This window comes from Paenibacillus sp. FSL K6-2859 (assembly GCF_038008265.1).
GTDB lineage: Bacteria > Bacillota > Bacilli > Paenibacillales > Paenibacillaceae > Paenibacillus_AQ > Paenibacillus_AQ nitricinens.
Genome location: NZ_JBBOYU010000001.1, coordinates 2,488,481 through 2,507,782, shown reverse-complemented (window position 1 = coordinate 2,507,782; position 19,302 = coordinate 2,488,481). Strand labels below are relative to the sequence as shown.

The window sequence follows — 19,302 nt, the reverse complement described above, 5'->3', positions numbered from 1 at the left end:
GTTACATCCACCTCCAGCCTGCGGGATATTCGTTCTTGAGTATGCCATCCTGCCACTTACCCCAGCCTGCGCTGTAGCCATCAATGCAGACCAGAACATATCCCTTTTGGGCACTTCCTATTCTAATAGAGAGACGTTCTTGAGAAATCGACAACGTCTCTCCTTTAAGATAGGAAATAGCTTCATGATTCGTACTGGAGAGTGAGACACTTCGGCAGCTTTCTTCCGGATGCAAAGCTGTAGCCATCGGATGTCCCGGGATAAATCTTCCGTTACGGATTTGTCCTACATACCATCCTGGACGAATCGTCTTTAATCCATTTAGTCTTTCCTTAGGAAGTGGAGAAATGTACAGATGGTCACCGAACAGAACCGGATATCCTTTAGGTTCCCACCCAAGCTGATCTCGTACAAAATTCCCATACAGAGCCAAAGCTTGCTCCTCAACAGAGCCTTGCCGACCACGGTCAGCTCCCCCAGTAGGTTTGTGAGAAGGTCTCCCTTCTTTCCCCCGTCTTCCTTCTGATTTATTGGATGATTTAACATGTGCTACACCTTTTGGAGTAGTAGTTCTTGCAGATTCCTTAAACTTGACCTCTAAGTGATCACGTTCCTCCATTGAAAGCTTTGTTCCTCCATGTTGCAGTACAGCCATGAAATGTCCTTCGCCTTTCACCTTATGCGGCCACAGTCTTGCTGTACCTGAGAGTGCTCCAAAGCCAGGAGCGAATGAGCCTGTACCTCCTACCGTTACCACTGAGAATTGTGGATGTTCAGAAATAAACTCCGCTATAATTTCTTCATTTTCTTCTGTGGCAAACGTACAGGTGGAATAGACAAGTGTACCTCCCGGTGCCAATGCTGTTGCAGCAGAACGTAAAATATCCCGCTGCATGGAAGCATATTTGGCAGGTGTACCTGAATCCCACTGCTTCACCATGTCTTCATCTTTACGGAACATCCCTTCACCAGAGCAAGGAGCATCAATCAAGATCTTGTCAAAAAAAAGCGGGAATGCAGCCGCGATATGATCTGGACTTTCGTTCAGTACAATACCATTACGAACCCCGTAAAGCTCCAGATTTTTGGCTAGGGCTTTAGTCCGTTCTGGATGAAGGTCATTACTAACCAGTAATCCTTCACCTAACAGCTTGGCAGAAATCTGCGTAGATTTACCTCCAGGAGCGGCACATAAATCAAGTACACGATCACCTGGTTCAATATTAAGCAATTCCACAGGTGCCATCGCACTCGGCTCTTGAATGTAATACAAACCTGCGTGGTAGTGAGGATGTTTACCAGGTCTAGCCCCGTTCTCTGTATAAAATCCTGTCGGACACCAAGGAATGGGTTCCAGTCCTAAAGTAGAAAGAGCCTTTAAGCTCTCCACGGAAATCTTCAAGGTGTTAACACGGACGCCTCCGTATGGGGTTTCCTTATAAGAATCCGCAAATTGATTATAATCTGTTCCCAGCATGGCCATCATACGCTCGCTGAAAGAACTGGGCAATTGTGCCGCCATGATGCCGTCCTCCTGATAGTATTGCAAAAATTTAGGTGTTTAAAGATTCAAGGAACACCCTTACGGGTGTCCCTTATACAATACTCATATATAGAGGATCTTTTACTTACGATGAAAGGATGTCGGTCTCTGAGGACCACGTCGTTGAGGGTTATTTGGTGTGATAGCTACAGCTGCATTCTCCACTTGGTCCGCTAGACTTGGATCAATAATCTCTATGGTTAGATCGTAATAAGAAAATGGCCGCTCATCATATGATGCTAAGCGCCGAACATAATCTTTCACTTCCTCCACGAGTTTCGCCAGATTAATCCCGAGTGTCGCTGCTGGATATTCTTCCAGTTTGGCAGAAGCACCACTCAGCATAAGAGCTGCACCGCGCACATTCTGATTGCGAAAATGGTATAACCCTACCGCTACTTGGAGAAGTGCTTTGTACAAAGGATCTCGTTCCTGGGCAAGCCACAGTTCTTCGAGTACCTCGTGACATTCGAAATAATCCCTGTCACGATTAAAGTACACTAGGTATTCCAAGTACAATGGTTCATAAGCCATCCGGCAAACTATCCTTTTTAGCTGCGGAAAGAAGTCCCCGCACATGATCTAGAAGTTCCTTCATCGCTTCCATATCCTGAACCTGCCATATTTCGTTAAAGCGAGCCTGCGTATCTATAGCCTCATTCACCAAGTGATAGAAATACAATTGATGAATAGCCTTGAGAATCTGAGTGGTCATATTCGAGTTTTCCTCAAATGTCTTCTGTGCTTCCAGAATCTCTTCCCGAATACTGGACATTTCACTGTCGAGGATCGATGCTGCTTCGGCTGCCGTCTTTAGTCGAACACGCATTTCATCGGGCAGACTCTCACGATATTTATAGTTCAGGGAATGCTCTATGGTAGCCCAGAAATTCATAGCTAGCGTACGAATTTGGATCTCCGCGAGCACAATTTTCTGGCCAAGCGCTGTTTGCACAGGATATTTAATAATCATATGGAAGCTGCGGTAGCCGCTCTCTTTATAATTAGTGATGTAATCCTTCTCATAGAGTACTTCAAGGTCCTTACGGGCCCGGATATATTCGGCCACTCTGCGGATATCCTCCACGAATTGGCACATGATCCGAATTCCTGCAATGTCTTCAATCCCCGTCTCCAGATCTTCCATCTTCACATTCAGCCGTTTCGCCTTTTCCAGAATGCTTGACAGCCGCTTTACACGCCCCGTTACGAATTCTATCGGCGTGTATTCCTCTCTTTTCTTCAACTCCGAACGCATTGTTTTGAATTTAACTTTCAATTCTTCCACAGTCTGTTCATATGGAAGCAAAAAAGTTCCCCAGTCCCTGCCGTCCATCGCCTTCGTCCTCCTGTCCTTTCGTCTCCTTCAGTGATGATCAGCACCCACTGCTTCAGAGATATGACTGAATCCATCCCGCCGTAATAGCTGCCGCAATCCGGCATGCAATTTGCGGTTAACCTCCGGTCCTTCGTAGATGAGAGCTGTATAAATTTCGACCAGACTCGCACCTGCTCTTATCTTGTCATACGCATCCTGACTGGTGAAAATGCCGCCTGATCCTATGATCGGCATCTTCCCTTCCGTCTGGCGATAAATACTGCGAATGATCTCCGTTGAGCGGTCCCGCAGCGGTTTGCCGCTTAAGCCCCCCGTCTCATTAGCCTTTTTATGACTAAGTCCATCACGGTTCAATGTAGTATTCGTAGCAATAATACCATCCATACCAGCTTCTGTCAGCGTCTGAACAATATACTCCAGCTCTCCATCACTTACGTCTGGTGCTATCTTAACCAACAAGCTTTTGGAAATCCCGGTCGCTTTACGCTGAATCTCCATTTCTTCCTTCACTTGCGCCAGCAGGAACGATAATTCACTGCCATGCTGGAGATTGCGAAGACCAGGTGTATTCGGAGAGCTGATATTGACCACAAAAAAATCACCGTACGGATAAAGCGTACGGATGCACTGACGATAGTCTTCATGAGCCGCTTCATTACTAGTTATCTTATTCCGGCCAATATTAACTGCTATAGGAATTCTCCGATTCTTTAATTTCTTCAGACGCTGTGCCATAGCATCAGCCCCTTCATTATTGAAGCCCATTCGATTAATCAGCGCTTCATCCGAAGGAAGACGGAACAATCGAGGGCTATCATTACCCGGTTGACCCTTAGGGGTAACCGTGCCCACTTCCATAAATCCAAACCCGATCGAAGAGAATCCGACTACCGCATCGGCATTTTTATCTAAACCTGCAGCAAGACCAACTGGCGTCGGGAAATGCGTGCCAAACAGATCAACCGCTAAATCCGCCGTTTCAGGAACTCCGTACATTAAGCGTAGCGCCGCGCTTCCACCTGGCACGGATGACGATTTATCCAATCCACCTATGACGAGATGGTGAGCCTTCTCGGGATCAATCTTGAAAAAAATTGGTTTACCAAAATTACGATACAACACCGTTCTCGCTCCTTAAGGGGTACTTCACTAATCCACGTGTCTACCCGTTTCTGTAGGTTTCTTCTTAATTTTAGCCTTTTCTTGAACAAAAGAAAAGTATTTTACAGTGCGAGTATGTTGCGTACATAACGCAGAGTATAGTAATTTTCTTGTAAACGCATTACAATATAGGTGTAATCAGCGATTAAGAGAGAAAGAAGGTATGCCCAGTATGTCTACTAAACGTAAACCACCAACTTTGCAGCAAAAGAAAGAAGAAGTTAACCGTAAAGCGCTAATGTGGATCGGCGTCAGTTTAACTTTACTAATTCTTCTAATCATCGTTCTGTTTATCGTTGCAGGAAACTAATTCAGCCAGTGGTATACTTTATGGGGGTTGGTCTGATCATGCTTAGCAGTAGAGCTGAAGCGTTTAGCCGGCACAAGCTGCTTTTCAGGCAGAACCCCTTTACTAATCACTACTGTTGTACCTTTAGGAATCAGCGCGAAGAGCTCCTCCACATCTCCTCTGCCCATTCGAATACATCCAAGGGATTCATCCTTACCCACACTGTCAGGCTCATTCGTGCCATGAATAGCATAATTACTGTCTGAAAGCTGAAGCCCTCTGCTACCGAAATCCCCATCATCTCGACCATTTGGATTGACTACTTTATCTGTAATCACGAAATTGCCCTCTGGTGTCTTATCTCCGCCAAGTCCTACCTCATAATTTCGTAGAATAATAGAACCGCTGACTACCGCCAATCGGTGATTTTGTTTATCTACAACGACCCTTAGCGGCTGATCAAAAAAAGGAACGTCACTCGCAACACTTCCACTCACACTTAATGCTGTCTGTATAATCCTCACACCATCGTTAGATGAGCTTGAAGGCTGCGCTATGTCTTCTGTTCCCGGTGCCATCTTGTTCTTAGCCACCGCTTTAAGAGGGCTGAATTCCCGCTTCATGACGGTTGTCGTCCCACCTATCCAGTTCTCAGGAAAAGATCCCGTCAAATCCGCTAATGTATCTGGAAGCTTCCCTTTAGCATCTTGATAAGCCCGGATTGCACTCCATAGTGTGGCAAGCTCCTCTTGTTCACCCTGCCATTCTGCTCCATCCTTGGCGAGTTGCCCTTGCTCTGGCGGCTCACATGCACATACCTTAGGATCGTAAGACTGATATACCATCCGGCCCTTTCCATTCTTTTGCAGTGTGAAATTTAGCGGAAGCTTTTCTTTCCAGAGTAGCCACTTTCCCTCTCGCTCCATCCCTAACGCAGCAGCTTCAAAAGGTTCTTTACGTATTAGCATTTTCGCCATTAACTTCCCTTGCGAAGCCTCAGTTGCATTTTCCTGCGCTGTATACATCACTTTTTTCGCCTCAATAACTGGCTCTTGGACGGAGTCTTTTGGATCTGACAGATCTTTGACTTCTGGAGCTGCCGTGTCTTGAAGGACTTCTTGCTCTTCTGTAACACCAATACCCGGAGCCACTGCTGAAGGTACCATTAACAGTATAAGAAGCATTAGCGCCAGTGATATGTATCTCAATCTTTGTTGGCCGCGCTCACGCTGGCGACTCGCTTGCAGCAATCCATCTTCGTAATCGCGCAGCATTTCAGCAGGTACCTTACTATGCTCGAAAGCCTCATACACTTCACCAGCCTGATTGAAGCAATAATTAGCTTTTCCATGTTGACCGTTCTTATAGTATTCCTTCCCCAGCAAGTACCATGCCATTTTGTTATCTGGGTGCATCTGTACATATGCTTTGAGGTGCTGTGAGTTCTTCATCGGAACCTCCGAGAGTTTATAATTCCTACTTTATTAATATCGGTCAGACACAGCAAAAAAGACATCCCTAGCCGAACAAAATGTTCGCAGAAGATGTCTTTATCTGGTGTCGCACGTTACTCTTTATCGAGTAATTAACCTTCTTTGTTAAAAGGTTCGTCCGCAATTTTAATGGAGTCGGTTGGGCAACCATCACAGGAATCTTGGAGATCATCAAACAAATCGTCCGGAATCGCTGTCACACCGCAGTTTCTGTCATTTTCGTAAATAACTTCTGCCAAACCTTCATCATCGTAATCAAAAATATCAGGAGCCGTTGCGCCACATGCACCACAAGCGATACAAGTGTCTTTTTCGACCCAAGTGTACTTAGCCATTTTTTCTCTGCCTCCCGTTAAGCAATGCTGCGCTGTTGAACCAGCGTCTTATTTTTCTCATATTAATATAAAAAGAATACAATTTCAATTGATTTTCAATACGTTTGCATTTCTGACGCATTCTATAGTATCAATTTCGACACGTTTTTTCAATCTTTATCTGACTCAACAGACAACAGATTATCCTTTTGCAGTGAGGTGCCTCGTTCCTTATGATTACGGAGTCTTGCAGAATGGGTGTCACTTAACATCCCAGCGGTCAAAACTGCATTTTCACCAAACTTATTGCGAAGCATATCCATGGCCTTGGTCAGTGACTCTTTCTTAGGCTGCTGTTCGTAATCGAACAAATCCAGCTGAATGGCAGAATCCTCTTTTGCGATTAATCCTTGCAAGGTCACACCAAGCAGTCGGACTGGTTTCTCGCCATTCCAATGTCGAACATAAAGATCACAGACAGACTTGTAAATATCTTCTCCACTCTCTGAAGGTGCCTCAAGCTGACGCGAACGAGTAATGGTCTTCATATCCGGCGTCCGAATGGTAAGCTGCACACCTGAAGCCACAAGCCCTTGCTTTCGCAAGCGCCGCGCTACCTGATCACTTAGATTCAGCAAAATGGGGCGTACCTCAGCGAGGCCAATAACATCCCGAGGCAGTGTAGTGGTGTGTCCGATCGACTTACTTTGTTCTCGCTCAGGATTTACTATCCCATGATCGATGCCGTTCCCTGCACGCTTTAGCCATGAGCCCATAACTCCAAAGTTCTCAATCAGCATTTTCTCATCAGACGCCGCTAATTGACCAATGCTGTAAATTCCCAGCTTACGGAGCTTCTCTGCCGTTTTTCCACCGATACCGAACATTTCATTACATGGCTTGTTCCATAAAATCTTAGGTACATCACGCAGCCGCAGCACCGAAATACCATTTGGCTTTTTTAAATCCGAAGCCATCTTCGCCAGGAGCTTATTTGGAGCAATACCAATGGAGCATGGCAAGCCCAATTCTTCCATTATACGGCGCTGAATAGTTTCCGCAATTTCCATAGGCGTACCGAATTGTCGAGAGCCAGTTATATCTAAGTAACATTCATCTATCGACACTGCCTCCAATAATGGTGTATAGCTATAAGCAATCTGCATAAACGCATTAGAATATTTGCGGTATAAATGGAAGTCCGGCTTAATAACGATAAGCGATGGACAAATACGAAGCGCCTTCTGAACCTGCATACCCGTCGAGATCCCCAATCTGCGGGCGACATAGGAACAAGTAACAATAATCCCTTTCCGCAATTCAACGCTACCCGCAACCGCAGTAGCCTTACCTCTGAATTGGTCAGGATCCTCTGCCTCATGTACCGAGCAATAAAAAGCATTCATATCCACATGCAGGATGACCCTGCCACTCGTTGGATAATACTGATCAACATTCTGCACAATATCTACCTTCTTATCCTCAGGGTCTCTATTGTCCAATTTAGAATACCTCTCCGCTGCGGTTAGGTCAACTTAAGAGGCTGTAAAGTTCTTTGTTACATTCCCGCGTAAAAATGCTATAATATATAAATTCATTTCCCTTGCCAATGCTTCCGATGTGAGTTTTGCACGAAGTGAATCCGGAAGACGAAGCTTACAAAACTTTTAGGAGGACACTCATGTCTAAGTCCATCTCCATCTTCGATACTACATTACGCGACGGCACCCAAGGTGAAGGCATCAGTCTGTCGGCTGACGACAAGCTGAAGATTGCCAAGAAGCTCGATGATCTGGGTGTGCACTATATTGAAGGTGGCATCCCGGGAAGCAACAATAAAGACATTGAATTTTTCAAAAGAGTCAAGGAGCTTCATCTGAACGCCAAAATCACAGCGTTCGGCAGCACTCGGCGGAAGAATTCCTTGGCCGAAAACGATGACAATTTAAAACGTATGATTGATGCAGGGGTTCCTGCTGCTACACTCGTCGGAAAATCTTGGGATTTTCATGTACACACTGCATTACAGACTACGCTTGAGGAGAATCTCGCCATGATTGGCGACTCCATATCCTACTTGAAACGCCAAGGCCTTGAAGTGATTTTTGATGCCGAGCATTTCTTCGACGGATACAAGAACAATCCTGAGTATGCAGCAGCCGTCCTGTCCAAAGCCCGGGAAGCCGGAGCAGATTGGCTTGTCATGTGCGACACCAATGGTGGAACATTGCCTTTTGAAATTCATGAGATTGTTACCGCTCTGGCTGGGCAGCTACCTGGAGCAAACCTCGGAATTCACACTCACAATGACTGTGAGCTGGCGGTAGCTAATACCCTTAGCGCCATCGGTGCTGGAGCACGGCAAGTTCAAGGTACCATTAATGGTTACGGCGAACGATGCGGCAATGCCAACCTATGTTCCATCATCCCTACCCTTCAGCTTAAAATGGGATACCACTGTATTCCTGATGATTCTTTACCGCAGCTTACGAACACAGCACGTTATATTAGTGAAGTTGCCAATGTTAATCTGCCGGTAAATCAACCTTATGTCGGAAATGCAGCTTTCGCACACAAAGGTGGAATCCATGTCTCCGCTATCATGCGTGATTCACGGACCTATGAGCACATTGCTCCTGAGCTTGTCGGGAATAAACAACGTGTGCTGGTCTCTGAACTGGCTGGACAGAGCAATGTGCTCTCCAAGGCGCAAGATATGGGTTTGAATTTGGATCCAAGCAGCGAGCAAGCTCGCCGGGTGATCGAGAAGATCAAAACGATGGAGCATCAGGGGTATCAATTCGAAGGTGCCGATGCCTCGCTGGAGCTATTGCTTCGGGAAGCTACAGGCGAGATGAATGAAACCTTTACCTTTGAATCCTTCAAGATGTTAGTCGAAAAAACCGCAGAGCATCCAGTTGTATCTGAAGCCTTCGTTAAACTGAAGGTTGGCAATGAGAACCTTTATACCGCTGCTGAAGGTAACGGTCCGGTCAATGCACTCGACAACGCGCTGCGTAAAGCGCTGCAGACCTACTTCCCGCAACTGAAGGAAATGCATCTGTCCGACTATAAAGTCCGTGTTATAGACGAACAGGATCAGACTGCTGCCAAAGTACGGGTATTGATTGAATCCAAGAACTTCACAGACACTTGGAGTACGGTTGGCGTCTCCGGTAACGTCATTGAAGCCAGCTGGGAAGCGCTTGTTGACAGTATGCGTTACGCACTTCTCAATGAGCTCTCGTTGGAGAATGAGAAGACGACCAGCAACGAGCCAAGAGGCCTGGTCAATCATTAATTAATCCCTTATAGACTTTTGTAAGACAAAAAAGAAGCTTCCCAAAAGTAGTATTCTACGTATGGGGTGGCTTCTTTTTTTATCAAATAGGCTGTATAACGACGTCTGACTTAAAGCCATAGATTATGTACGTTAGGCGTTAGAGCGATCAGGGAAAAACTCCCTAAAAATAGCTGATTTTCGCTCTAAATGAACAGAAACAGGGAATTCCTCCCTAAAAGTCAGGGTGATTTCGTTATTTCCAACCAAAACAACTAAATTATAGGGATGTTTTCCCTAATTATGAGTTGGATGACGAAGAATCTCTGTATTTTAGGGAGAATTTCCCTGATTATTTTTTTTAGCCTCCGTTACCCTTGTACAACACAACCATTTTGTTAACCTTTGCGATTTTGATAGCGTGAATCAATTTTACGATTCGGTGAGCTTGATAATTTTCTCCTCCAGCTCTTCCGGACTAAGAACGCCCAAAATGATCTCAGAAATCACTCCATTCTTGTCAATAAGTACGTTGGTAGGAAATACAGCTCCGTTATATTTGCTATACACCTCATCTTTCATATCAAACATCACCGGGAACACAAGACCGTATTTCTTGATAAAACGTTCTGCATTGGGTTTATAATCTTGACTACTCACATTAATACCGTAAATATCTAGAACATCCTTATACTTAGTAGCCATGGCGTTGAGCTCTGGAGCTTCCAGCTTGCAGGGATCACACCAAGATGCCCAGAAATTAACAATGACCGCTTTCTCTCTTGGCCCATCTACTACATAGGTAGTCCCATCCGTACCTTGGAGTGTAAATGAAGGCGCGAGCAGTCCAGCTTTAGGTCCTACTTTCATCGGCGACTCATCTTGTTGTCCAAAAACAGCTTCAGCCTTCGGCTCACGATTATGCCATACAGCAAAACCTGCAATACACACAACTAAGAGTAATACGGTTATATTTAATTTGTTGCTTGGTTTCATAGCGCTCTGTTCCTTTGCAATTGGAATAGTTTTCTACTATTGTACCCTCATCAGGTTAAATTTCAAACCATCCAATTTTTATGGAAAAATATATGGATTATAATAAAAAAGAGAGTTTCGTCAGCGACGAAACCCTAATGAAGAGAGAGGGGTGAACAAATGGCAGCATTACAGGGAAATGTCCAGCCTATAAGACTGAAATATTCCGTACAGCAAGCACTGGGGAAGCACCTGCTGTCCAGTTATCCACATGAAGCATGTGGAGTCCTGCTGGGTGCTGCCGCAGCGGGTGGCATGCTCATCGATACTTACGTACCTATGCGCAACGTAGCGCCAGACCCGCTGCACACATTTACTCCCCACCCTGAAGAGTGGATTCATGTGCTTTACAATGAGCCGACACTCATCGGTTTATTTCATTCCCATCCTAATTCAGAACCTATCCCTTCGGTCGCTGATTATATAGGACTAGCAGCACTAGGATCTGAATTTAAGGTCTACCTTATTGGTTCTCCGAGAACTGAAGATGATTGTTCTCCATTGCTGAATGGATTTTATATTGAGCGGTCGCTAAATGAACAAGGAATACCATTCCCTGAACTATCTCATGCCCCGCTTCACGTTCTACTTAAATAAGCATATAAATCACCTAAGGTATCTACTTGGCCCCGTTCCGAAATTTCCCGAAGGTAAGCTACCCACAGCTGGGCTGTCATTTTGGCATCTTCTAACGCATGGTGACGGCCTTGAATTGGAATTCCATGAACTAATAGCAGTTCATCGAGCGAATAGTTACTTCGCTGTGGCTCGAGCCAACGTGCAAGCATCATCGTGTCCAGCACCCTGTGTGTAAGCTGAACTTTAGAAGTTTTCCATAGCGCCGCATTAAGGAAAGCTTTATCGTGTGAGCTTGCATGTGCTACCAGCACATTTTGTCCCACAAAAGACATGAAATTATGAAGACCATCTATTAAGGAGGGGGCAGACCCCGTCATTTCTTCCGTTATTCCTGTTAATCTTGTAATATCATCCGGAATTGCTGTCTGACAATTCACCAAGGTATAAAAGCATTCCTCTTCCTTAATTTCCTCTCCAACCACCTTAATTGCACCAAACGACATGATTTCATCCCCATGCTGATGGGAGAATCCAGTTGTCTCTAAATCAAAGATAACCGTCTCCAGTTCACACAGCGGAGTACGTAGCACCTCAGGACGACGCTTCTCTCGCATAAGTGAGCGGATATAGGCCATTTGCTGCGCAGTTTGATGAGCCGTTTCTCCACCTTTCATTGAAGCAATTGCCGAAGGCATTCCACCTTGTCTCAGATTATTCCAAAAGCCTCCGTTCTTGTTCGGCTCCCTCATGTTCGCCACCTTTCCGCTGAGCGGAGCTGACGCTGCAACACCCGATGAAGGCGTCTAACCAGCAGCAGACTTTCACGCAGCTCAGACAACAGCTGCTTATTCTTCAGTTCACTCTCCGTAACATAATCACTACTGACTAACAATCCATCCTGCACACTAATAGGCGTGTTCACTCGCATCCGTATAGCCAACAAGAAAGCTTGCCGAATAGCATTCAAATATTGATACTCATTAAGCCGGTCAAGCGCTTCAATTCGCGCTAAGGTCGAGCTAGCTTTAATGCCATGCAATAACGACAAGCGTCTGACAATGTTCACTAGCGGGATATAGACCCCATACTTAATGTCGAATCCACCTGCATAATCCCCAAAGCGCTCTGTCAAGACCTTCCCCAAAAGATTTAAAGTCGCTTTATGGCGGACTGTATTGCGAAGAACAGCCACAGACAACTCCTCATTATCAATAAAACCCTCATAGAAAGCCGCTTGCCACAATGCTGATAACTCCCTATTTCCCGCAACATGGCGCATATCCGAAGAAATGATAAGATACCGAATAGGCTCCCATTCCAACTGGTTTCTCCATTCCTTCAACTGCTCCTTCCATTCCGATAACGTCTTCCTCCACATCCCTTGGGAGCACATTACCTTTCCTGCACATTTCTCATATCCAACTTCTTCAAGCAGATCGGATAACATCATTCCAAAAGATTCAAAGTATCTATTCTTCACCCCATCCGGTTCACCTTCAACGATCAAACCATTATCCTGATCGCTCCACAGAGTGGCTTCTTGCCTTCCACTACTACCAAACACAATAAAGGAGTAAGCACAGGGAGGCGGGCCATAGCCCGCCTCTTTCATCTGCGCCTCACATATTAGTACTGCAGTCTTTGCAATAAGATCATGCATTGTATTCACACGAAACATCCATTCCTCAATAGGAATTACATTCAACTGTTCCAGAAGAATACTTTGGCAGGCAATTCGCCTCTCTCTAAGTTCCTGTGGCGAACCGGCTAAAACGATGGTCCTAAAGCTTTCTTCATTATACCCATCTGTTAACTCCATCGAAGCCACACGGTCCGCCTCCCTATTCTCAGGATTAATATTATTGTTTAAGGGTTTTGGATTCCGATTCTGCAATTAATTTCATTTGTTCAGGGTATCCATAAGTACCATGCTCACTGATATCCAGACCCATCAATTCTTCTTCTTCCGTAACACGAAGTCCTGTTGTTACCTTCATTACATATAGAATAATGAAAGAAAGCACGGCTACGAAAGCAAATGTTCCTACTACCCCAAGCACTTGAACACCCAATTGGTGGAAACCTCCACCGTAGAACAATCCGGCTTCCCCTACCAAAGCGCCTTTAGTGATAAGATCCGGTGCAGCGAACAGACCCGTGGAAACCGCGCCCCACATCCCCGCAATACCATGTACTGAGAAAGCATAAATTGGATCATCAAGTCCAGCACGTTCCAGCCATTGGGAAGTCATGAATGTGAACGCACCCGCTACTAAACCAATAATGATTGCTGCCCATGGTTCAACGTAAGCACATGCACCAGTGATCGCAACTAATGCAGCTAAAACACCATTCAGCATTGCTGGAATATCAGATTTACCAAAATACAACCAAGAAGCAATTAATGCCGCCAAGCCGCCTGCTGCTGCTGCGATATTCGTAGTTAATGCTACGTGACCAAAGAAACCTCCCATTGGGGACAAAGCACTACCTGGATTGAATCCGAACCAACCAAACCAGAGGATAATCACACCGAGTACAGTAAATACTTGATTATGACCTGGAATAATAACAGGTTTACCTTCTTTATTAAACTTACCAAGTCGTGGCTTAAGCAATATGGTTGCCACTACCGCTGCAGTGGCACCTGTAAGATGGACAACCGTGGAACCTGCATAATCTTGCATTCCCAGCTCAGCCAACCAGCCGCCGCCCCATACCCAGTGTGCTACGACAGGATAAATTACGATTGAGAATAGAATTCCGAATATAATGTACACACTTATCTTTGCACGTTCTGCCATGCCTCCAGATACGATAGCTAAGGAAACTGCTGCAAATGCCATTTGGAACAAGAATTTAACATTTAAAGTAACATCAGAAAATGCAAGTGATTCAAATGAAGATGCTGTTGAATCTCCGCCATACAAGAAGCCTGTAGTACCGAAGAAGCCGTTACCGTTACCGAAGCCAAGTCCAAAGCCAATGGCCCAGAAACATACACTCGCAATGGCTAGTGTCAGTACTGTCTTACCGGCTACGTGACCTGCATTCTTCATTCGAACTGATCCTGCTTCAAGCATTGCGAACCCTGCTTGCATAAAGAAAACTAAGATGAATGCCAGGAAGGTAAACGCGGTATCCAATCCGACCTGCAAATCTGCATTTGTTGGACCGTCTGCCGCAAAAGCACTCACCGGATACACCATCAGCGTAATCATGGCCAGTAACATCATCAACCATTTCTTTTTCATTTTTACCCCACTCCCCAATGTTATATTTTCTAACAAAGCGTGAAACTCTTAATGTCATTATAATCAGAAGTCAGGTAAATTGACAAGACTATTTTTGGGAATGTTTTTATTTTATTTTCATCAAACCCGCAAATTTCCCACAGTACGCTTGGACTATATCAGAATATTAGGACCATACAACCATGAAATTCATTGAAATAACTACGTGAACACCCGCTCTAATATAACTTTTCATCGAATTATTCTTATTGATTACTCTATAAACATAACATTAAATGTAATGTTTATAGTCGAGCTATTTTAAGGAGCATAATCGGTTCAAATTTGATATCATATGGAGTTTGAGTGTATTGTATATAAACAACGCATTTTCATTTCATGAATTAACCTCTTATTAATGCATATACTTTATGAAAGTATGACGTTTGACTGTATGGTTTCCAGTTTGTTATCATTACAGATAGCATAATAGAAACCACCAATATAGGAGCGACTCCCCTCAGTGGGCAGTCGAATTCGATTAGTGAGGCGAGGTAACATGGGGATATGATTCTATATCGAATCGGAGAATTAGCTAAGGCTGCTCATATCAGTGAGCGTACTATTGATTATTACACGAAGCTGGGATTAATCTCCCCAGAGTCAAGAAGCACCAAGAATTACCGACTTTACAGTCATGAAACCTTGGTCGACTTAGAACGTATTAATCAATTAAAGCATGACAAGTATTCATTGGAAGAAATCAAATCCATGATGAGCAAATGGAGCGAGGCTACTCCTGAAACTGACGTATCTGATAAATTAGTCGAGCTTGAGCAGCATATGCAGCGACTAGAACGTGAAGTAAAGGCACTTGAACCAATTATAAGCGGTCTGAAGCCGGGACAGGCTAGACGCGCGCTCTCTAACCTACTCCCACAAGGAGTGGCCTGCATGGAGGCGATTCGGCTTCTATTGCTTACGCAAGGACCGCCAATGTAAATACCATATTTACAATACAGTGGAGGAATGCAGCTATGGGAATGTATCTATTAGTAATTATCGCTTTTATTTTTTCATTATGGGCCCAGTTCAGAGTTAAAGGGACATTCAGCAAATGGTCCAAGGTGGCCAACTTAAACGGTCTGACAGGATATGAAGCAGCTAGACGTATGCTCGACGCAAATGGACTTCACGATGTTCCGATTGAGCCTGTAAGAGGTACACTTTCTGACCACTATGATCCGATTCACAGAGTTGTACGCTTATCAGAACCCGTATATTATGAGAGTTCTATCGCAGCTGTCTCAGTCGCTTGTCACGAAGTGGGTCACGCCATTCAGCATAAAGTAAGTTATCCTATGTTAACACTACGTCACCGGATGTTCCCAGTAGTTAATTTCGCATCAGGTATAGCACCATTCATGCTTATGGCAGGATTTATATTCGGTTACTTTAATCTTGTAGGCCTTGGTATCATTTTCTTCTCGGCCGCTGTTGCCTTCCAGCTTGTGACACTACCTGTTGAATTCAATGCCAGCAACCGGGCACGTCAAGTCATGGTAGAGCAAGGCTACATTCGTAACGAAGAGGAACGCGGAGTAGCCAAAGTCCTAAACGCAGCTGCATTAACGTACGTTGCCGCCGCGCTTGTTTCCTTACTCGAGCTGCTACGTTTGATTACCGTCTTTTTAGGTAACCGCGACTAATACAAATACAGCGCAAAAAGAAACCCCGGTAGGCTAAGAGCCAACCGGGGTATTATTTTGTCTTGCTTTAAAATAGGATATCAAAAAAGTCCGAAACGAACGTGCAACCAGCGGTAACTTACTATCTGTTCGGTATATCAAACCAACCGTCCTCGTCACAGCAGGCTCCACAACCCTTACTTGAGCCGGTTGGAGAGGGTTCGTCTGATAGAACGCCATCTCCGGAAGAAGGCTTACACCCATTCCTGCCGCCACTAAACCACGAATGGTATCAGTCTCCCCACCTTCAAATGCAATCTGCGGCTGAAAACCCGCTTGCAAGCACGCTTGCCAAACGATCGGTCTCAAAGAATAACCTTGACTGAATAGCACAAACTTTTCATTTTGAAGCTGTTCCAGTCGGATCTCAGATTCTCCTGCCAGCTGATGATTCTGAGGAAGTATTGCAAATAACTCTTCAGTCATAACAATATCTCCAGAGACATGCTCATCATTTTCCGGAAAAGGCGAAATAAATGTTAAATCCACCTCTCCAGATAATACGTCCTTTATCAACGAAGGGTAAGAGCCCTGCTTAAAGCGAAACTTGACATGGGGATAGTGCTGGCGGAATTCTGCAACGATAGTCGGGATAAGATGCGTTCCAAGACTGTGAGGAAACCCTATACGAATCTCTCCACGTTCCGGATCTAGAAATTCATGCACTTCATTTACCGAATGTTCCAATTCCTTAAGAATACTATCCACCCGCTTGCAAAAGAGCTGTCCAACCGGCGTAAGCTGCAAATTACGCCCTTTTTGCATGAACAAGTCAACCCCTAGCTCTTGCTCCAATTGATGAATCTGACGGCTTACCGCAGACTGCGCTACATGAAGTTCCTCCGCCGCTCTTGTTACATGTTCTTTTTGGGCTACCTTTAGAAAATATTGCAGCTGTCTTAGCTCCACTCCATCATCGCCCCTGTCTTAGGCTTTTATTGAATATACGAATAATAAGTCCATATAGGAAAAAGCCAGAAACCAAGCCTCCGATATGTGCAACCCAATTCACATTTGGTGTTGCAAACGACATAATGATCCCAATTACAAGCAAACCGTATAACGTCTTTCGCGAGCCTTCGTCCATCATCGCCCGTTGAATAACAGCAATGTATAAAAATGCGCCATAGACGGCGTAGATTGCTCCAGAAGCACCTACCGAGACCGTACCTACCTCTAATACTGAGCGACTGCTGATTGCAACCGTTAGAATATTCGCAATAACTCCACCTACCACATAAAGAATTGCATATCGCCACCAGCCAAGCAAGCGCTCCAGAGGCGGTGCAAATACCAGTAGAGCGAAGCTATTAAAGAATAGATGGGAAAACCCATTATGTAAAAAAATTGCCGCCACATAACGCCACAGTTCCTCTTTATACGGGCTAACATCAACTATTGCACCAAAATCAACAAGTGTTTGTATATTGGTGGATCCACCATTGAACGCCATGAGCATAAACATAATCACGTTAGCTACAATGAGAAGACATGTTACCGGGTAATACCGGAGATAACTTTTCCAATTTTCATACCGAATAAATATCATTACACCCATCCCTTTACATTTATATCTTGCCCTGTTGGACATCTCCCTGTAAATAAGATTATAATTTATTGTGGCAGTAAGAGCCAATATTACAATTCGAGGAGGAAAACAAGGATATGACGCAAGAAAGAACAGGCGTAGCTACTTTCAAAAGCAGCCCCATCACTCTCGTAGGACCCAAGCTTACAGCTGGTGATCCCGCTCCTGATTTTGTTCTCAGTAAGAATCTACTGGAAGAAGTTTCTCTTAGTGATTATGCCGGTAAAATCAAGCTGATCAGTGTTGTACCTTCTCTAGATACCGGTGTATGTGATGCACAGACCCGCCGGTTCAATAGCGAAGCTGCAGAGCTAGGTGACGATGTAGTTATTCTCACGGTAAGTATGGACCTACCTTTTGCTCAAGCCCGCTGGTGTGGCGCTGCAGGGATCGATCGTGTAATCACACTATCCGACCACAAAGCAGCCTCATTCGGACAAGCTTATGGCGTACTAATCAAAGAATTCCGGTTAGATATGCGTTCAATTTTTGTACTAGACAAGAACAACACACTCACCTATGTTGAATATTTGAGTGAAATGACTGAGCACCCTAATTACGAAGACGCTATAGCTGCTGTGAAGAGTTTGCTCTAATTCTCTAGAACAGTAAGTCAGCGGCCATTTTCGACAATACTTACTTATCACTGCAAGCATAATTCCTTTGTCGTCCTTATAAGGACGACAAGCGTTTATGCGAGAAATATAAGACCTAAAGTATAGGTGTAGAACTTTGCTTTCTTATATTTTGAAAAAAGCGGAAGAAGGTCCATCCTTCTCCCGCTTTTTTGTAATAGAAAGATTTATCGATAACGTCCAGAGCAGCCACATTTGCGTAAACGCATTCATACAATCCCTAAGTAAGAAGGTTTAGTAAGAATCTCTGAAAATTAGTCTGCTTTGTATTTTCCTAATTTTTTGTCCAAAGACGCATACAACCGCTGAATGACACGGTAATTAGCACCCAAATCACCTAGCGAACCTCTAGATGCAGAGTACATATCTACGCCACAACGTACAGGTGTGGTATTGAGCACAGAGACAGTAATGTCCAGTGTACGGCCGAATGCCGTTCTCTTCTCCAGAGTGATCTCACCTACTGACTCCACTTCATGGAGCACCTTGAATCCAGGAACCTTCTTAAGCGTTGATGAAACTTCCTCCCAAGCTTTGTCTTTCGTAAGATTGTAATAACGCGTTTTTAATGTCGGATCTTTTGCGCGGTCGCTTGTTCCATCATGACTACGGAATAAACCGACCAAGGTTCTTTTTAACGACAAAATTCTTCCCCCTCTACAAATCCCAAGTTCATTATTCTAAGTGTAACACTCTTGTCTCAGGAACAAAAGGGTATTACTCACTTTATCCTTGTTCCAGACACACAAAAAAGCGCCCGTTCCCCAACTTTCACGGGATACAGGGCGCTTTGGCCTAAACAATAGAAAACCCGCTTATGCCGTCCGGCTACAGTGTCTTCTGAACCTGCTAGAGCAGGTGGGTGATCGCAGAAAACGTTTTTGAATTCCCCAAGTCATATAGACAGGGCTGTTCAGCTGCGCTTCGTGTAGATCTCCCAAGACATTATCATTGGTTCAAAACAACGAGCAACCGTAACGAACATCGCAGGATTTGTTATTATTATATTGCGTTTTAACGAAAAAGTAAACCTGTATGCGCTTTATTTTACACTGGAATTAAATT

General features: G+C 44.6%; 20 protein-coding genes and 1 other RNA gene. 6 read left to right on the top strand and 15 right to left on the bottom strand.

Annotation, left to right across the window (positions count from 1 at the left end; genetic code table 11):
• Position 1: 1 nt before the first annotated feature.
• From MHB64_RS10885 to MHB64_RS10870, 4 genes are all read right to left on the bottom strand, one after another.
• Complete coding sequence (locus MHB64_RS10885) at positions 2-1,522, bottom strand: RsmB/NOP family class I SAM-dependent RNA methyltransferase (RefSeq protein ID WP_094872294.1); 1,521 nt, start codon at positions 1,520-1,522, stop codon at positions 2-4.
• A gap of 102 nt (positions 1,523-1,624) precedes the next feature.
• Complete coding sequence (locus MHB64_RS10880) at positions 1,625-2,077, bottom strand: DUF309 domain-containing protein (RefSeq protein WP_341134392.1); 453 nt, start codon at positions 2,075-2,077, stop codon at positions 1,625-1,627.
• On the bottom strand, positions 2,067-2,879 hold the full coding sequence (locus MHB64_RS10875) for a GTP pyrophosphokinase (protein WP_042126350.1): 813 nt from the start codon (positions 2,877-2,879) through the stop codon (positions 2,067-2,069). The genes MHB64_RS10880 and MHB64_RS10875 overlap by 11 nt, the downstream gene beginning before the upstream one ends.
• Positions 2,880-2,909: 30 nt before the next feature.
• Positions 2,910-4,004, bottom strand: coding sequence for a quinone-dependent dihydroorotate dehydrogenase (locus tag MHB64_RS10870; RefSeq protein WP_341134391.1), 1,095 nt, complete (start codon positions 4,002-4,004; stop codon positions 2,910-2,912).
• 211 nt (positions 4,005-4,215) lie between these two features.
• Here MHB64_RS10870 and MHB64_RS10865 point away from each other — a divergent pair, with 211 nt between their 5' ends.
• A complete protein-coding gene (locus MHB64_RS10865; RefSeq protein WP_167348489.1) occupies positions 4,216-4,353 on the top strand; it encodes a hypothetical protein in 138 nt (45 codons plus the stop codon).
• Here the strand turns inward: MHB64_RS10865 and MHB64_RS10860 are convergent.
• From MHB64_RS10860 to MHB64_RS10850, 3 genes are all read right to left on the bottom strand, one after another.
• On the bottom strand, positions 4,350-5,783 hold the full coding sequence (locus tag MHB64_RS10860; RefSeq protein ID WP_341134390.1) for a L,D-transpeptidase family protein: 1,434 nt from the start codon (positions 5,781-5,783) through the stop codon (positions 4,350-4,352). The two genes, MHB64_RS10865 and MHB64_RS10860, sit on opposite strands and share 4 nt — an antisense overlap.
• A gap of 134 nt (positions 5,784-5,917) precedes the next feature.
• A complete protein-coding gene (locus MHB64_RS10855; RefSeq protein ID WP_042186857.1) occupies positions 5,918-6,160 on the bottom strand; it encodes a ferredoxin in 243 nt (80 codons plus the stop codon).
• A 149-nt stretch (positions 6,161-6,309) separates the two neighbouring features.
• Complete coding sequence (locus tag MHB64_RS10850; protein WP_445671608.1) at positions 6,310-7,641, bottom strand: DNA polymerase IV; 1,332 nt, start codon at positions 7,639-7,641, stop codon at positions 6,310-6,312.
• 179 nt (positions 7,642-7,820) lie between these two features.
• Here MHB64_RS10850 and cimA point away from each other — a divergent pair, with 179 nt between their 5' ends.
• Entirely contained in the window at positions 7,821-9,440 is a 1,620-nt protein-coding gene (gene cimA / locus MHB64_RS10845; RefSeq protein WP_094872287.1) for a citramalate synthase, read from the top strand.
• 411 nt (positions 9,441-9,851) lie between these two features.
• On the opposite strand, the gene MHB64_RS10840 is transcribed toward cimA, so the two are convergent.
• Complete coding sequence (locus MHB64_RS10840; protein WP_341134389.1) at positions 9,852-10,415, bottom strand: TlpA family protein disulfide reductase; 564 nt, start codon at positions 10,413-10,415, stop codon at positions 9,852-9,854.
• Between the two features lie 159 nt (positions 10,416-10,574).
• Here MHB64_RS10840 and MHB64_RS10835 point away from each other — a divergent pair, with 159 nt between their 5' ends.
• Positions 10,575-11,051 carry a M67 family metallopeptidase gene (locus MHB64_RS10835; RefSeq protein ID WP_341134388.1) on the top strand — a complete coding sequence of 159 codons (477 nt, stop codon included), beginning with the start codon at positions 10,575-10,577 and terminating at the stop codon, positions 11,049-11,051.
• Here MHB64_RS10835 and MHB64_RS10830 read toward each other — a convergent pair.
• The 3 genes from MHB64_RS10830 to MHB64_RS10820 are packed head-to-tail and all read right to left on the bottom strand — an operon-like array spanning position 11,033 to position 14,287.
• Positions 11,033-11,782 (bottom strand): exonuclease domain-containing protein, encoded by a 750-nt coding sequence (locus MHB64_RS10830; RefSeq protein WP_280786899.1) that lies wholly within the window; start codon positions 11,780-11,782, stop codon positions 11,033-11,035. The genes MHB64_RS10835 and MHB64_RS10830 overlap by 19 nt on opposite strands.
• Positions 11,779-12,852 (bottom strand): DUF294 nucleotidyltransferase-like domain-containing protein, encoded by a 1,074-nt coding sequence (locus tag MHB64_RS10825; protein WP_280787049.1) that lies wholly within the window; start codon positions 12,850-12,852, stop codon positions 11,779-11,781. Before MHB64_RS10825 ends, MHB64_RS10830 begins: the two co-directional genes overlap by 4 nt.
• A gap of 40 nt (positions 12,853-12,892) precedes the next feature.
• On the bottom strand, positions 12,893-14,287 hold the full coding sequence (locus tag MHB64_RS10820) for an ammonium transporter (protein WP_094872280.1): 1,395 nt from the start codon (positions 14,285-14,287) through the stop codon (positions 12,893-12,895).
• 546 nt (positions 14,288-14,833) lie between these two features.
• On the opposite strand from MHB64_RS10820, the gene MHB64_RS10815 reads away from it, so the two are divergent.
• Together MHB64_RS10815 and MHB64_RS10810 are read left to right on the top strand one after the other, a co-directional pair.
• Positions 14,834-15,268 (top strand): MerR family transcriptional regulator, encoded by a 435-nt coding sequence (locus tag MHB64_RS10815; protein ID WP_042186848.1) that lies wholly within the window; start codon positions 14,834-14,836, stop codon positions 15,266-15,268.
• A gap of 35 nt (positions 15,269-15,303) precedes the next feature.
• Positions 15,304-15,975 (top strand): zinc metallopeptidase, encoded by a 672-nt coding sequence (locus tag MHB64_RS10810; protein WP_042186846.1) that lies wholly within the window; start codon positions 15,304-15,306, stop codon positions 15,973-15,975.
• A 33-nt stretch (positions 15,976-16,008) separates the two neighbouring features.
• On the opposite strand, the gene MHB64_RS10805 is transcribed toward MHB64_RS10810, so the two are convergent.
• Both MHB64_RS10805 and MHB64_RS10800 read right to left on the bottom strand, forming a co-directional pair.
• Positions 16,009-16,923: a LysR family transcriptional regulator gene (locus MHB64_RS10805; protein WP_042186843.1), complete on the bottom strand. Its 915-nt coding sequence runs from the start codon at positions 16,921-16,923 to the stop codon at positions 16,009-16,011.
• Positions 16,924-16,927: 4 nt separating this feature from the next.
• On the bottom strand, positions 16,928-17,563 hold the full coding sequence (locus MHB64_RS10800) for a rhomboid family intramembrane serine protease (RefSeq protein ID WP_094872279.1): 636 nt from the start codon (positions 17,561-17,563) through the stop codon (positions 16,928-16,930).
• Between the two features lie 116 nt (positions 17,564-17,679).
• Here MHB64_RS10800 and tpx point away from each other — a divergent pair, with 116 nt between their 5' ends.
• Complete coding sequence (gene tpx / locus MHB64_RS10795) at positions 17,680-18,198, top strand: thiol peroxidase (RefSeq protein WP_042186841.1); 519 nt, start codon at positions 17,680-17,682, stop codon at positions 18,196-18,198.
• A 293-nt stretch (positions 18,199-18,491) separates the two neighbouring features.
• Here tpx and MHB64_RS10790 read toward each other — a convergent pair whose 3' ends face one another.
• Positions 18,492-18,881: a DUF1499 domain-containing protein gene (locus MHB64_RS10790; protein ID WP_036689295.1), complete on the bottom strand. Its 390-nt coding sequence runs from the start codon at positions 18,879-18,881 to the stop codon at positions 18,492-18,494.
• A 160-nt stretch (positions 18,882-19,041) separates the two neighbouring features.
• A non-coding RNA gene (ssrS, locus tag MHB64_RS10785) (6S RNA) lies at positions 19,042-19,233 on the bottom strand.
• Positions 19,234-19,302 lie beyond the last annotated feature (69 nt).